The 14,239-nt window shown below is 64.4% G+C and carries 16 protein-coding genes; 2 read left to right on the top strand and 14 right to left on the bottom strand.

Translation table 11 applies throughout. From position 1 onward, the window contains the following. Positions 1-2 precede the first annotated feature (2 nt). Entirely contained in the window at positions 3-686 is a 684-nt protein-coding gene (locus QQJ84_RS13860) for a winged helix-turn-helix domain-containing protein (protein ID WP_284258890.1), read from the bottom strand. A 2-nt stretch (positions 687-688) separates the two neighbouring features. Continuing rightward, positions 689-1,708, bottom strand: coding sequence for a S1C family serine protease (locus tag QQJ84_RS13855; protein WP_284258889.1), 1,020 nt, complete (start codon positions 1,706-1,708; stop codon positions 689-691). A 173-nt stretch (positions 1,709-1,881) separates the two neighbouring features. On the opposite strand from QQJ84_RS13855, the gene QQJ84_RS13850 reads away from it, so the two are divergent. Both QQJ84_RS13850 and QQJ84_RS13845 read left to right on the top strand, forming a co-directional pair. Beyond that, positions 1,882-2,220: a hypothetical protein gene (locus tag QQJ84_RS13850; protein ID WP_284258888.1), complete on the top strand. Its 339-nt coding sequence runs from the start codon at positions 1,882-1,884 to the stop codon at positions 2,218-2,220. A gap of 7 nt (positions 2,221-2,227) precedes the next feature. After that, entirely contained in the window at positions 2,228-2,617 is a 390-nt protein-coding gene (locus QQJ84_RS13845) for a hypothetical protein (RefSeq protein WP_284258887.1), read from the top strand. Positions 2,618-2,723: 106 nt separating this feature from the next. Here QQJ84_RS13845 and QQJ84_RS13840 read toward each other — a convergent pair whose 3' ends face one another. The 12 genes from QQJ84_RS13840 to QQJ84_RS13785 all read right to left on the bottom strand — a co-directional run bounded on the left by QQJ84_RS13840 (position 2,724) and on the right by QQJ84_RS13785 (position 14,163). Further along, positions 2,724-3,038: a hypothetical protein gene (locus QQJ84_RS13840; protein WP_284258886.1), complete on the bottom strand. Its 315-nt coding sequence runs from the start codon at positions 3,036-3,038 to the stop codon at positions 2,724-2,726. 13 nt (positions 3,039-3,051) lie between these two features. Beyond that, complete coding sequence (locus tag QQJ84_RS13835) at positions 3,052-4,980, bottom strand: linalool dehydratase/isomerase domain-containing protein (protein ID WP_284258885.1); 1,929 nt, start codon at positions 4,978-4,980, stop codon at positions 3,052-3,054. Between the two features lie 113 nt (positions 4,981-5,093). Beyond that, positions 5,094-5,672, bottom strand: coding sequence for a hypothetical protein (locus QQJ84_RS13830; protein WP_284258884.1), 579 nt, complete (start codon positions 5,670-5,672; stop codon positions 5,094-5,096). Positions 5,673-5,700: 28 nt separating this feature from the next. After that, complete coding sequence (locus tag QQJ84_RS13825) at positions 5,701-6,312, bottom strand: endonuclease/exonuclease/phosphatase family protein (RefSeq protein WP_284258883.1); 612 nt, start codon at positions 6,310-6,312, stop codon at positions 5,701-5,703. After that, a complete protein-coding gene (locus QQJ84_RS13820) occupies positions 6,296-7,711 on the bottom strand; it encodes a phospholipase D-like domain-containing protein (protein ID WP_284258881.1) in 1,416 nt (471 codons plus the stop codon). The genes QQJ84_RS13825 and QQJ84_RS13820 overlap by 17 nt, the downstream gene beginning before the upstream one ends. 9 nt (positions 7,712-7,720) lie before the next feature. Beyond that, positions 7,721-8,239: a hypothetical protein gene (locus QQJ84_RS13815; protein ID WP_284258880.1), complete on the bottom strand. Its 519-nt coding sequence runs from the start codon at positions 8,237-8,239 to the stop codon at positions 7,721-7,723. A gap of 71 nt (positions 8,240-8,310) precedes the next feature. Next, positions 8,311-9,639 carry an NRAMP family divalent metal transporter gene (locus tag QQJ84_RS13810; RefSeq protein ID WP_284258878.1) on the bottom strand — a complete coding sequence of 443 codons (1,329 nt, stop codon included), beginning with the start codon at positions 9,637-9,639 and terminating at the stop codon, positions 8,311-8,313. Positions 9,640-9,789: 150 nt separating this feature from the next. Beyond that, a complete protein-coding gene (locus tag QQJ84_RS13805; RefSeq protein WP_284258877.1) occupies positions 9,790-10,785 on the bottom strand; it encodes a CorA family divalent cation transporter in 996 nt (331 codons plus the stop codon). Positions 10,786-10,789: 4 nt separating this feature from the next. Continuing rightward, positions 10,790-11,566: a 3-methyl-2-oxobutanoate hydroxymethyltransferase gene (gene panB, locus QQJ84_RS13800; RefSeq protein ID WP_284258876.1), complete on the bottom strand. Its 777-nt coding sequence runs from the start codon at positions 11,564-11,566 to the stop codon at positions 10,790-10,792. Next, positions 11,563-12,030 carry a CinA family protein gene (locus QQJ84_RS13795; RefSeq protein WP_284258875.1) on the bottom strand — a complete coding sequence of 156 codons (468 nt, stop codon included), beginning with the start codon at positions 12,028-12,030 and terminating at the stop codon, positions 11,563-11,565. The genes panB and QQJ84_RS13795 overlap by 4 nt, the downstream gene beginning before the upstream one ends. Then, the gene (locus QQJ84_RS13790) at positions 12,027-12,473 is read right to left on the bottom strand and encodes a phosphatidylglycerophosphatase A family protein (protein WP_284258874.1); all 447 of its coding nucleotides are present in this window, start codon (positions 12,471-12,473) and stop codon (positions 12,027-12,029) included. The genes QQJ84_RS13795 and QQJ84_RS13790 overlap by 4 nt, the downstream gene beginning before the upstream one ends. A 118-nt stretch (positions 12,474-12,591) precedes the next feature. Next, positions 12,592-14,163 carry a lytic transglycosylase domain-containing protein gene (locus QQJ84_RS13785; protein WP_284258873.1) on the bottom strand — a complete coding sequence of 524 codons (1,572 nt, stop codon included), beginning with the start codon at positions 14,161-14,163 and terminating at the stop codon, positions 12,592-12,594. Between the last annotated feature and the right edge of the window lie 76 nt (positions 14,164-14,239).

The raw sequence follows: 14,239 nt of genomic DNA, 5'->3' as shown, positions 1-14,239 counted from the left end.
CGTTACACCTCTTCCGCGCGCAGCATGTAACCGGCGTTGCGCACCGTATGCAGCAGCGGCAGCTCGAAGGGTTTGTCGATCTTCTGGCGCAGGCGCGATACATGCACGTCGATCACATTGGTCTGCGGGTCGAAATGATAGTCCCACACGCCCTCCAGCAGCATGGTGCGCGTCACCACCTGTCCGGCGTGGCGCATCAGATATTCCAGCAGGCGGAATTCGCGCGGCTGCAGGTCTATCTTCTGCGTGCCCCGGCGCACGCTGCGCGAGAGTAAATCCATTTCCAGGTCCCCCACGGTCAGCTTGGTGGCCGGGCCGTCGCTCTTGCCGCGCCGGGTCAGCGCCTCCACCCTGGCCAGCAGCTCGGCGAAGGCGAAAGGCTTGGTCAGGTAGTCATCGCCACCGGCCTTCAGCCCTTTCACCCGGTCATCCACCTGGCTCAGCGCCGAGAGGAAGAGCACCGGCGTCGCGTTATCCTGCGCGCGCAATGTCTCCAGCAGGCGTAACCCGTCGATCCCGCCGGGCAGCATCCGGTCCAGGATGATGGCGTCAAAGTTCTCCGACGCGGCAAGGAACAACCCATCCCGCCCGTTATCGGCATGTTCCACGGTATGCCCCGCCTCGCGCAGGCCCTTCAAAACAAATCCAGCAACGTCCTTATCGTCTTCGACGACGAGTATACGCATCGCTATTCTCCCAATTGTACCGGCCTGCGGTCGATTGTTACCGGCAGGTCGAATATGTGTTGATTATCACTAACCCCAAGCCGCACCTTAGTCCCCGGCGCCATGGAGGCAATGGCCCGTGTCAGCGCGGTGGCGCCCGCAACCGGCTGGCCATTGACTGAAATCACGATCTCCGCGGCGGTCAAACCCGCCCTGGCGGCGGGGCCGCCGGGCTCCACGCCGGTAATCTGCGCCCCTTGGCCCGCGCCGTTGGACGGGTCGGCAACCGAGATGCCGAGCCACCCGCGCGCGATCTCTCCATGCGCGATCAACGCCATCACGATGGGCCGCGCGCTGTTGCTGGGAATGGCGAAGCCGATGCCCACCGAACCGCCGGAAGGCGAGACGATGGCTGAATTTATACCAATGACCGCCCCCGCCATATTGAACGCGGGGCCGCCCGAATTGCCGGGGTTGATCGGCGCGTCCAGCTGAAGAAAATGGTCGAACGGCCCATCGCCGATATCGCGCCCTTCGGCGGAAATAATACCCAGGGTGAACGAGTTGCCCAGCGCGAAGGGGTTGCCCGCCGCCAGCACCCAGTCGCCCACCTGGGCGTTGGCCGAGTTGCCCCAGGCCGCCGTGGGCAGCGGATGGGGTGACGTAATTTTAATAATGGCGATATCGGTCAGATCGTCCGCCCCCGCCAGTTTCGCCGGAAATTGCTCACCGTCGTTTAGCGTCACCATAATCCGGGCCGCTCCGGCGATGACATGGTCGTTGGTGACAATCATTCCATCCCGGCTGATGATGAAGCCCGAACCGGCAGCCTCCGCAACGCCGCCCGCCGGGCCGGATTTAGCCGGCGTGCCGGGCGCTTGTGTTACGGTAATGCCAACAACAACCGGCGCCACCGCGCGCACCAGCGGCGCCAGGGAGACCGGCGCACCCATCATCGCCGCCGCCGCCGGGCCGCCGGCCCCGAGCGAAAGCGCCACAAAAAGAATCGGGCCGGCAATAAACAGGTCAAGGAATCGCTGCATACCCTAAGCGACATGCCACCGCCCCCCGCGTGGTGCAAGACAAGCAAGCAGGCACCAGCTCCGGCCCTTGTCCGTTTCAGTATGAGATTGTGTAAGATAAGCAATGATAGCTGTTTAGTGTCAAAAAGCTTATACTCTGTTGCGCTATAGCAGCCCCTTCAGGAGTTCAGAGCATGACCGGCCCCCATACTGATACCGACGCCACCGAGATCAATTTCCTGAAACAGGAGTTCAACCGCTTCCGCGCCGAACTGGCCGGAATGAAGACCAAACTCAGCGCCAACCCCGCGGAGGCACTGGAACATTTCAACACCTATCTGCACAGCGAGGAAGTGGCGGCGCGGCTGGCGGCCCTTGAGCACCAGCTGGAGAGTTTTGGCGGCAAGGCTAAGGATGCCGGCAAGGGCGCGGTCTCCCGGCTCGAGAAGGAAGTCGCCGAGCGCCCCGTCACCAGCGTCGCCATCGCTTTTGGCATCGGCTTATTGGCGGCCAATTTGCTGCGCCATCGCTAGGCGCGCCGTGTCTCTCTCCCGGCATGTGAGCTTCTATGCCAGGGCTTCGGCCCTTTGGGGGGCCATGGGTGTGGCCGTTCTGGCGCTGGCACTCGCGGCCCTCGGGTTTTTCATCGCCGCCACCTATATATGGTTGTGCGGGCATTTTACCCCTGCGGTTGCCTGTCTCATCACCGGCGGCACCCTGCTGGCGCTGGCCGCGGCCAGCGGACTGATCGGCAGCGCCGCGCTGCGTGCTGCCCAGGCCCGGGAGCGCGCGAGGCTGGCGCAGTTTAACGTCACAATCAGCACAGCCCTGAGCCTAGCCGCCTATCTGGTCCGCCGTGACCCCAAAAAGGCGATCATTTTCTCGCTCCTCGCAGGCGTCCTGGCGGAATTTCTCAGTGGTGAGAGCTGAGCCCTCGCCGGGCGCCCGATCAAGCAATACGGAAAAAAAAGCAGTCGAGCGCAATAGCGGCATAAATCAGCGATGCCCGCCCGCGCTCTCGCGGCGCCGGTTAATTTCAGTGGCAGTAAGGCAGCAGCGCGCTCACCGGCAGGCCGGACAGCAGAGCAAATTGCAGCATCAACCGCGCCACATGCAGCGAATAGGCGATGTAGAGTGAAAACGGCATCATCACCGCGCTCATCGCCAATTGCGCGCGCAGCGGCCGCGCCCAGGTCAGGCTGGCCTGCTCGGGTGTAGCCGCGTTCAACCGCCACATTGCGGCATTGGGCCTTTCTACGGCCACCGGCGCCAGACCCAACAGCCCGCGCACCGCGCGCACCGCCCGCATCAAAAAACCGAAAATGATCGCTCCGAGAATACAGCAGCCCATGCCTACAATCCTCTCACCCGCGCACGGGCGTAATGCTCACTTGGGTGCGGCCCTCGAGCATAACCTCAATCTCGGCGCCGCCTTGCGCATCGGCGGAAAATACCAACCCTTCAGGCGCCAGCGCGTAGCTCCGGCCCGGGCGTAGCCGCCCCAGCTTCAGCTTCTGCGGCCCCGCCGCGCCGCCGGCATACAGTACCAGCTCCAGCGCCTCGCCATCACTATACGCTTTTGCCACCAGAACATCAGGATATTTCGCTTCCGCCAGCACTGGCCCGCTCAGCGCGCCCGGCGGCGGCCCATCGCGCAGCAGCCCGCGCATATCAAAGCGCCGCAGCAGCCGGCCCATGATAATGGTCGCGTTATTCACGTTGGACGCCTTGGCGTAGGAGACCACGCCATCGCGTTCCACGCGCCCGAAATCCTTATCCAGCTTGCGCAATATCGCCTCGGCCACCTCCTGGTCGCCCTGCTCGCGCGCGAGCATCAAAAATTGCGCATACAGCCCCGCCTCGCTCTTTTTGTAATTGCCGGTATCAATCCGGTCATAGGCTTCCGCCGCCAGCGTAATTTCGCCATCGCCGCCAAAACTCACGCATTCCTCGCGCGAGGCCGCCCAGGTGCGGCGGCTCAGGTCGGGGAAAAACGGCGAGGCCATCCAACCCCACATCGCCGCCACATGGTTGCAGGTATAAACCGGAATCCTGATCCCCAGCGCGGTCATCCGCCCCGCATGGGGCGATCCGTCAATACCCATCATCTCCGACATATGCAGCGGTTTCAGATCATGCAGCAGTTTGGGGGCATGATTTGTCGCGAAGATCCGGTCGGCGGTCAGGTGCGCCATCTGCCCCCATAAATTGCACGCGCTATAGGTCAGGCGCGGCTCGCACGGATACAGCGGCGCATACACCGCCTCGCGCTGATTTTTCCGCCCCGCTTCCAGCACGGTGCGCAAGTCGTGTTTGAACACAATGCTTTCATTCCAGCGGAAGGTCAGCGAGCCAGGCTCCAAATACCGTTCATCGCCGGTCAGCGCTGTATAAAGTGCAATGTGGTTACTGGAGAAGCCGCCGAACATGATGTTGTCCTTGGCGATCGGGTCCAGATTGAAGCTGAAATTGCCAAGCAGATTTTCCCACCGCCACCACTTCCACACCATCGGCACGGTCAGCTTGCCGATCAGGTTGCGCTGCGCCTGATTCAGATACCCATGGAAATTCGGCGTATAATAACATTGCGAAAGTTGCAGCGCCCATAACAGATAATCGATCTGGTAGCGCACCGAGGATGTCTGGAACTGCTCGATCACGTCGAACCCGGCAAAGCCATCCACCGGCTGTAATCCCCGCTCCAGCGCATAGCGCAAACTGGCGAGGTCCGCCGGGCTCATCTCCCGCTCACCGGCCGCCGGGGCGTCCACCGCGCGCGCATCAACCGCAGCCATGGCCGCCGGCAGATAAATCGCCCGCGCATCGCGCCGTGCGGCCTCGCCCGCCATGGTGCGACGGCTCAAATAGCTGCAACCCGCGAAGAACCCCGCCGTCAGCAACAGCGTTGCCCATGGGGCCCAAGGGGCAATATGCCCGCCTGCCAGTCCACCGGCCAGCGCCGCGCCGCCAAACCACACCACCAGCGGTGCCACGGCATTGGCCATTAGCACCCAGGAGGCAAAGGCGGCGAACATCAACGCCACGGCAAAGGGAAACAGCAGCACCGCCCAGCCGCCATCGGCCAGGAAACCGGCGCCGGGGCAGATCACCCCAAGCCCCGCGGCCTGCCATCCGGCCGAGAGATGCAGCGCCAGCGGCGCCACGCCCAGCCCCACCAGCAGCGCATAGACCATTTGCGCCCGGCGCCGCAGTCTCCCACTCGCCACCGCGGCGCCGAATTGCGCCACCTGATCAGCCGGGGGCAGTTCCCCCGCCGCAATCGCCACAGACATCACTTTTCCCCTTTGCGCGCCGGTGTCCGGGCGCATTCTTTGTTTTCAGGGGCAAGTCTACACATTTCTCAGCGAATAGTGAACATCTATATATTGATCTAGCGCACCAAATCTCAGCTCCGCCGGCGGAACCCCAGCCTCGCCGCCAGCACCTGGCGGATCGCCGCAAAACGCCTGATGATACCCGCCCGGCTGCGGCGCAGCAGCCGCAGTGCCAGCTCTTTGCCCGGCCGTATCTTCTCCAGCACCCAGTCGCGCCCGCGCAGCGCCTGCCGGTGAACCACCGCGAACCAGCGGATGGAGAGCAGCTTGCGTTCGCAGCTCTGGTAGATCCACACCACCATCAGCGTGGCGCTGCCTTTAATCACGATTCCAGCCACCATCGCGGCCGCCCACTCCCCGCGGGTGACCAGATAGGCCGCCCAGAACCCGCCGATATGGCTTAAAATCTCGGGTACCAGAAACAGCGGCAGAATAACCGGGGCGGGCAGTGCCATAAGTTGCTTCTGCAAGGCCCTTACCGGCCAGGTCCGCGCAATCTGGCGCAGCAGCGCCGTCGCCCCGTTCCAGAAAATCTCCTCGATGATCACGTACAGCAGGGCAGGGGGCAGCAGCAGCGCATCGCGCAACTGCCTTACCCATTTGCGCCGCATGATCTCGTTACTCGGATTAGGCCGCCGCGCATCACTCATACGCGCTTGTAGCTCATGCCGGGGGGCTTCAACCAGATGCCAGCACAACCAGCAGTGGCCGGTGGTCGGAGGCGCCTTGCGCCAACACCTCGGCAGAGACGCAGCTCAGCCCGCGCACGAAGCAGCGGTCCAGCCGCAGCGGCACCACCCCGCTCATCCGGTGCGTCGCGATCCGCGCGCCCACATCCTCAAAGCCCGGCAGCAGCGGCGCGCCCAGCAGGTTGCAGTCGCCCAGAATCGCCGCCCGGTGCGGCAGCACACTGGCAATCCGGCGCAACTGCCGCCGGTTGAGCAACTGCCCGTGCGATAGATGCACATTCGCCACGCTGAAACCGCCGAGGTCGAGTATCTGGCATACCCGCCGCACCACCATGCCGCGCTGCAAGGCCAAACTCCCCGCCGGCGCATGAAACGGGCGCTTGCTCCAGGCTGCCAGCCCGTGGTGGCGGCCCGGCAGCGCCACGCGTGCATAATGCCCGCCCAGCCGCTCCGGCAGATCGTCGATCCCCGCCGTCGCCTCCTGCATCAAACATAAATCAGGGTCGTGCTGCTCGATCAGCGCCCGCACATGCGAGGCCTCGGCCCCCACTGAGTGCAGCAGATTCCAGCTGATGATCCTGAACTCAGCGGGCAGCGTCATTCCGGCTCGCCCACCAGAGTCTCAACCCCCGCACCACCAGCCCCACGCCGGGCCAAAGCGCGAAGGCCGCAACCGCCCAGGCGATCACCCGCGGCAGAAAAACCGCCACGGCCCCGAACACGAGCAACACCAGCCCGCCGCCCAGCACCACCAGTGATTCCGTGGGATCGAGCTGGCGCCGCCGGGTGAAGGAGGCGTTCAGCGTGCTGCCAAGGCCGATAGCGCCCGAGAGCAGCCGCCCGGCCTTGGCGGGGGAGCGCTCCTGCGCATGGCCATCAGGCGCCACCGGCCTTGGTATCCCGCTGCGCCCGCGCGCCAGCACCACCTCGGTCGCGTTGGTCATGTCCGCCTCGTACATCGCCTCCATCTGCCCTGCGAGCGCATGGTCCTTTATGGTCACGTCCAGCTCACGGTTGGTGATCCAGCTCGCCAGATTGGAGTTGCTCGACCCGATCCGGCTCCAGCACCCATCCGCCACGGCGGTCTTGGCGTGCAACATCGGCCCGTTCCACTCAAACACCCGCACCCCCGCCTGCAGCAGCGGGCGGTAGGCTGATTTCGAGAGCGCGCCCACCAGCGGCCAGTCGCTGGAGCCGGGCACCAGCAGCCGCACATCCACCCCCGCGCGCGCCGCCCCGGCCAGGGCGCGCACATAGGCGGTGGTGGCGACAAAATACCCATCCGTCAGCCAGAGCCTGCGCTCCGCGATCTCCGCGATCAGCTGCTCCAGCCGGTATAATCCCAGACTATCCGGCCGCCCCGCGATCACCGAGACATCCACGTCCCCTGGCAGCACAGGGGCGCCCGGCGCAACCTCCATATCGCGTTGCGGCAGCCCGCCGGCCGCCTCCCAGCTATCCACGAAAGCGGCATCCAGATACGGCACAGCCGGACCCTCGATCGCCACCGCCGTATCGCGCCACGGCGCAATATTGCGCGCCGCATCCCCCGCCCAGTCCTGACCGATGCATAAGCCCCCGGTAAAGGCGCTATCCCCATCCACGCAGAGCACCTTGCGATGGTCCCGGCTGATCCAATGCAACGGATGCAGCACATTTGGCCGATTATATTCGCGCACCTCGACTCCGCCCGCGCGCAGCTTCTGCCAGAAGCTCGGGCTGGTCCGGCGCAGGCAGCCCAGCCAGTCATACAGCACCCGCACCGCCACCCCGCGCCCCGCCGCCGCGATCAGCGCCTGCGCGAACGTGGCCCCTGTGGCATCTTCCTGGATGATGTAGTTCTCCAGCCACACATACCGCTTCGCCGTATTGATCGCGCTCAGCCATGCGGCAAACGTCTCCGGCCCGTCGCGCAGCAGCCGCACCCGGTTTCCCGCCGCATGCCGCGCCTCGGCGACACGGCGGAAATCCTCGGCCATCAGTGCGTCAAGCAACTCCATGCGTCCGCCTCAGAGCTGTACCTCATGCGCATGCACATCATGGGCGGAATGCTCGCGCAGGATTTGCAGCGCCTTCTCTTCCTGGGCGGCGTCGCGCACGCCCACCCACAGCACCAGCCCGCCGCGTTCCAGTTGCTCCTTCACCCGCGCGGCATGGTGGTGGTGGATCAATCCGCCCATCGCGGCGCCGAGCAAAAATCCGCCGCCGGCCGCGATCACGGCCGGCAAGGCCACGGTGGCGCCCGCAAACATCAGGCCGCCGATGGCAGCCAGGGCAGGGGCCGGCAAATAGGTTGCCTCCAGCCGGGAGATCCGCGAATAAAACGTATCGCGCGGGGCTGCCGGATTATCCTCCATTTCCTTGACCAGCTGATAGCGGTGGCCAAGCTTCTGCTCCACCGCTTCCTCGCTGGCCAGCAGCGAGAACGCGGCACGGTCAAACCCATGCGTCTCCAGCGCGAATACCGCCGCGTCGAGCGCCTCGGCAGTATCGAACACGGCGACGGCTTCCCGGTAAGTGGCTGACATGGCGTTGTCTCTCCTGTGTTGTTCCGGTGCGCCGACACTGCGCCTGTTTCCCGCCCAAGCAAACCCCGGCTTCAGGGCAGCAATGTGGCAAACATTCCCAGCGCGCACATCCCCATGACGCCAAAGGTCAGCCACACCAGCGTCCGCGATATCGGGCCGCCCCGGTTTAATCCCAATATCTCCTGGCTGGCATTGATCCGCGCGATGATGAACAACAGCGGCACCGCGGCGATGCCGTTGAACACGGCGGTGAACACCAGCGCCTTCATCGGGTTGATATGCGTGAAATTCAGCAGCAGGCCGACCCCCGTTGAGACGATAATGACGCCATAAAACCCGCGCGCCTCGCCAAACTTGCGCGACAATCCCTCCCGCCACTGAAAGGCCTCGGCCATCGCATAGGCCGCCGAGCCAGCCAGCACCGGAATCGCGAGCAGCCCCAGGCCGATCACCCCCACGGCGAACAAATCGCGCGCCACCTGGCCGGAGTTGGGGAAGGAGCGCACCAGCGGCTCCAGCGCCGCCGCCGCGTCGGCCGCCGTGGCGATATTCGTGATCCCATGGCGAAACAGCACCGAGCCGGTGGTGATTATGATGAACCATTGCGCCAGCTCCGCGAAGACCATGCCAACCGCGGTATCGATGCGCATATTGCTGAGAAAGTCCCAGGGCAGCCGGGGTTGTCCGTCATCCCCGTTGGTCACCCCCAGGGCGATTTCCTCCTCAACTTCCTCGGATGCCTGCCAGAAAAACATATATGGCGAGATCGAGGTGCCGAACACGCCGGTGACGATGAAGAGAAATTGAAACGAAAACTCAACATGCGGAATCACGGTGGCGCGCAAAATCTCGCCCCACGGCTCCTTGATCATGAAAGCCGTCGCCGGATAGGCCAGCAGCGCCAGCGCCAGCCATTTCAGCGCCTTCGCGTAGGTTTTATAGCTGATCTGCACCTCCAGCGTCACCACGATCACCGTGGTCAACACCGTGAACACCCAGAGCGGCGCCTTCACCACCAGCTGCGCCGCCGCCGCCACCGCGCCGATGTCCGCGCCGATGTTGATGGTGTTGGCCACCACCACGAGCAGCACCATCACAACCAGGATCGAGCGGCTGTAATGCTGGCGGATCACCCCGGCCAGGCCCTGGCCGGTCACCGAGCCGATCCGCGCGCAGCATTCCTGCACCGCCACCATCAGCGGTATCTGGTAAAGTGCTGTCCAGAGCTGGCCAAAGCCGAATTGTGCGCCGGTCTGGGAGTAGGTGGCGATGCCGGAGGGATCATCATCCGCCGCGCCGGTGATCACCCCCGGCCCCAGCAGCCTGAAAAACCGCCGGAGCGCACCCGCGGGGCGGGGGTCCTCAGGCAGGGCATCGGGTTTCTCGGAGAATTGTTGCACAGGCCTCCATGGTCGGCCCGCGAGGTGAAACCAGGCCTTTCGTCCGCATGCTTACCGGCAATCTCCCCGGCAGTGCAATCCGCTCGGCGCGCGGAGCGATTCCACCGGGCCATGAACCGGTGCGCCGAACTGGCCGCCGGGATTATAAACTCAGAGCAATCTCAAACGCTTCAGCCACGCAACCACGGCGATAACCACGAGCACCGGCAGCAATATCCCCAGCATGAGAAATGCTCCGCCGCCGCTGATCAGGCGTTCCAGCCAGAAAAAATTCATGCCGAAAAACCCGGTCAGAAAGGTCAGCGGCAGAAAAATAAGCGACACGATCGTCAGGCGGTTGATCTGTTCGCCCTGGCGCTGCGCGATGGCCGTGGCATAATCCTGCGACATTTTCGCGGCCCACTCGCTGCGCTCATGCAACCGCCGCTCCACATCGGCCACCTGGCTGGCATAATCGTTCAGCTCGCGGGCGGCATGCCGGTTCATTCCCGGCAAAGCCTCCACGCCGACAATGGCGGTGCGCACCGCGCTGCTGTAGCGGTCGATATTCGACCACGCCGATTGCAGCGTCTGGAACCGCCCGGTCAGCGCCGGAAAATCAACGCTCTCCGGCTTTTGCCCAAGCTGCATCTCAATCGTCTGAAACCGGTCGTCGAGCTCGCTGATCGCCAGTTGCAGCGTGCCCAGCAGAAGCTGCAACAGAATCCCCGCCGCATGGTGCGGGCTTTTCTCCAGCGCCGCGGCCCGTTCGGCGAAATGCTCCCGTATTTCGTCCAGCACGGCTGAGGTGCCGTTCCACACGGTCAGCAGGCTGGTGCTGGTGCAAAGCACATGTATCTCCACCAACCCCCGGCCGTGTTCCGCCACCCAGGTCACCGCCAGCAACCGCTCACGCTCTATGGTCATCCGCCCCGTCTGGCCAAAGCGTTGCAGCCAGGTGGCGTCGGCCTCGTCCAGCTCCAGCTCGCTGAGCAGTTCCGCCCGCGCGGCCACACTGCCACCGGCGATATCGAGCCAAAAAAACCGCCCCCCCGCGGCCAGCTCCCGCAGCCTGGCTTTCGACTCCACCTGCCGCACCCCGTCCGCGCTGACAAAGGTGGCGGCCAACGCCGCTGGCGGTTTGGTTGCGGCGCCTGGTTTGGGCATGCGGCTAAACCGGGAACTTTCCGTCCCGCACGTCGGCGGCGTAATCACTCAGCGCCGCCTGCATCAGCGCCGCGCCGTTCACATACTGGCGGGCAAACCCTGGCGCGCGGTCCATGTTCAGCCCCAGCACATCGTGCAGCACCAGCACCTGTCCGTCCGTGCCCGGCCCGGCGCCAATGCCGATTGTCGGCACGCTCAGCCGTTTGGTGATCTCGGCTGCCAGTTCGCTGGGGATCGCCTCCATCAGCACCATGCGCGCCCCGGCCTCCTCCAGCGCGATTGCCTCATCGAAAATCCGCGTCGCGGCTTCCTGCGTCTTGCCCTGGCGCTTGAACCCGCCCAACTGGCGCACATGCTGCGGCGTCAGCCCGATATGCGCGCACACCGGGATCGCCCGCTGCGAGAGATATCTCACCGTCTCCACCATCGGCATTCCGCCCTCCAGCTTCACGATATCCGCGCCCGCCTTCAGCAATCTCGCCGCCGCCGCGAAGGCCTGCGCCGGGCCTTCCTCAAAGCTGCCAAACGGCAGATCGGCCATTACCAGCGCTTTGGCCACGCCCTTCGCCACAATGCGCGTATGATACACCATCTGCTCGAGTGAAACCTTCAGCGTATCGGCATCGCCGGCCACCATCATGCCCAGCGAATCGCCCACCAGCACGGCGTCCACCCCGGCCGCGTCGGCGAGGCGCGCAAAAGGGTAGTCATAGGCCGTTATCATGCTCATCTTGCGGCCCTCGCGCTTGGCTTTTTCCCATACGCCCAAATTCTTGCTCATGCGTGCGCTCCCTCGCTCAACAGCTCCAGGGCGAATGCCACACTCGCCTGCCGCACTTCATCGCGGCCGCCGCTGAAAACCTTATGATAGATGGTGACCCCGCTGGCCATCGCCAGGCCGAACCACACCGTTCCCACGGGCTTGAGCGCGCTGCCGCCATCTGGCCCCGCGATCCCGGTGACCGAAACCGCCAGATCCGCCCCTGATTTCTCCCGCGCCTCAATGGCCATGCACCCCGCCACCGCTTCCGATACCGCGCCAACCTCCGCGATCAGCTCATCGGGCACGCCCAGCATCTGCGTCTTCGCGGCGTTGGAGTAGGTGACAAACCCATGGGTAAACACCGCCGAGGCCCCTGGCACCGCGGTAATGGCGGCGGCGATCATCCCGCCCGTGCAGCTCTCCGCCGTGGCGATGGTCAGCCCCTTGGCCTTGCAAACCTCCACCAGCCGCGCGGCGCTCATAGCGGCAGCACCAGGCGCAACAGCGCCACCACAACCGCCGCCATCACCCCGGCGATCAGGTCATCGCCCATCACGCCATATTCATCATGCCGCGCATCGGCCCAGCCCACCGGCCCGGGCTTGAAAATATCGAACAGCCGGAACAGCGCGAAACTGAATACCATCCCCATAACTCCCACATGGCTGAGCATCAGAAGCGGGATCATCTGCCCGGCGATCTCGTCAACCACAATCCATTTGGGGTCGTGCGCGGCATTGCCCGTTGCGCGGATCGCCTCCACCCCCACCACCGAGAACACCACGATCCCCAGCAGCAGCGGCAGATGCCCATAATACAACAGCGCCGCCCCGAGCGCCAATCCCACGAGTGAGCCAAACGTGCCCGGCGCCTTGGGCGCGTAGCCCGCGCCAAAGCCGGAGGCGAGAATTGTCCAGAATTTCATTTCCGCATCCAGGGGCTAGATCGATATTGATTTGGATTGAATCGCCCGATTCGATCCAAATCAATGAAATCGATCGCTAAACAAAGATTTGAGCCTGATTGATATACAGCAATCAGGCTCAAAACGGAAAATCCGCCGAGCCGGTAAGCTGCGCCCGGTAGATGGTAATGCTTTCGCAGACCCGCTGCACATAATTGCGCGTCTCGTTGAAGGGAATTTCCTCCACCCAGTCTATCATATCCGCCCCGCCGGGATTGGCACCCAGCTCCGGGTCGCCATATTCGGCGAGCCAGTTGGCAACATTGGTCGGCCCGGCGTTATACGCGGCGATCGCCAGCGGCAGGCTATTCCCGAAATGGCGCACCAGCCCGGCGAAGTAGGCGCTCCCCAGCATCATGTTCTGCGCCGGGTCGAACAAATTGTCATAGTTCAGGCCGTTTTTCCTGGCGGTCAGCTGCGCGGTGGCCGGCATCAGCTGCATCAGCCCCACCGCCCCGGCGCCGGAAACCACCGTCGCATCGAAACTGCTCTCCTGGCGCATGATGCCGTAGGCGACAGCCGGCTCCAGCGCCCCCTGCGGTGGCGTCACGGCCAGCGGCCAGCCCTCGCGCACCAGCATCTGGCCGTCGCTTCCGGCGGTGCGCGCAATCGCCACCGCGCTCTGTGGAATCCCCAGCCCCAGCGCCAGCTTCGCGGCCAGCTCGCGGGTGCGGTCGTCAATCGCCACCTGCCCCAGCCGGTTCAAAAATATCGCCGCGTCCCTGGGGTCGTTCATCTGCACCAGCAGCGCGGCGGCGCGGGGCAGCTCCATCAGGCCAAAGTCCAGCGCGTCGGCGGCGCTGAATGCAGGCTCCCCGGCGCTCAAAATCCGCGCCGCCAATTGCTGCGGCGTATCGCCCAGCGCGATTGCGGCCAACTGCCCGTAATATGTATCCGGATACTGCGCCGCGCGGGCAAAATCAGCCTGCGCCTGCGCCCCGCTCTGGCTGCGCCCCAACCAGTACCATGCCCGCGCCTGCGTAATCACTGAAGGCGACAGGCTGGCCAGGTTGGTGAACCAGATTGCCGCCTGATCGGGTTGTTTCAGGAACCGCAGTTGCAGAAATCCAGCCAGAAAATCCCGGTCCTCCACCTGTTCCTGCGCTTTGAGGCCATCGGCCGGCGGGTTTACGGCGGTCACCACGGCGTAGGCATCCTTGGCATCCCCCGCCGCGAGCAACGCCCGCGCCAGCGCGTTCTGCGCCGGCCAGAACATCAACTGCTGCTCAAAATCCGCCGCCGCCGCCGCCGCCTTGCCCTGCGCTGCCCAAACCGCCGCCGCCTGGGTATCCTGCCCGGCCGCGTGCAAGGCTTTCACCTCGGTCAAAAAATCCGGCACCGTGTTGACCATGCTGGGCGATTGCGTACCCGCCGCCTGCGCCTGGCGCAGCGCCAGAAGCCCCTGTTCCGGCCAGTCAGGATTGGCATTGATGAACGCCCCGATCTCATCCGCCGTGCCGCCGCCCGGGTCCAGCAGCTTAAAAAACGTCACGAGCTTCACCATCAGCGGGTCGCCGGTGGCGGCCGCCAGGGCTTGCGCCCCGCTAAAATCACCGGCCTTCACATCCGCCATAATTTGCGGCGAGGCCGGGGTTTGCGCGAAACCCAGAACCGGGACGAGGGTAATAAGCAGGGCAGCCAGACATCTCATGCACGGTCTTGTAGCAGCTGGCGGCTTGCAGGCTACCCCCGGGACGATTACGTCACATTCCTAGCAGGAGTAGATA

It is taken from the genome of Acidocella aquatica, from assembly GCF_030160635.1.
Taxonomy (GTDB): Bacteria; Pseudomonadota; Alphaproteobacteria; order Acetobacterales; family Acetobacteraceae; genus Acidocella; species Acidocella aquatica.
The sequence above is the reverse complement of the archived record's forward strand: the minus strand, read 5'-3'. Positions and strand labels throughout refer to the sequence as shown.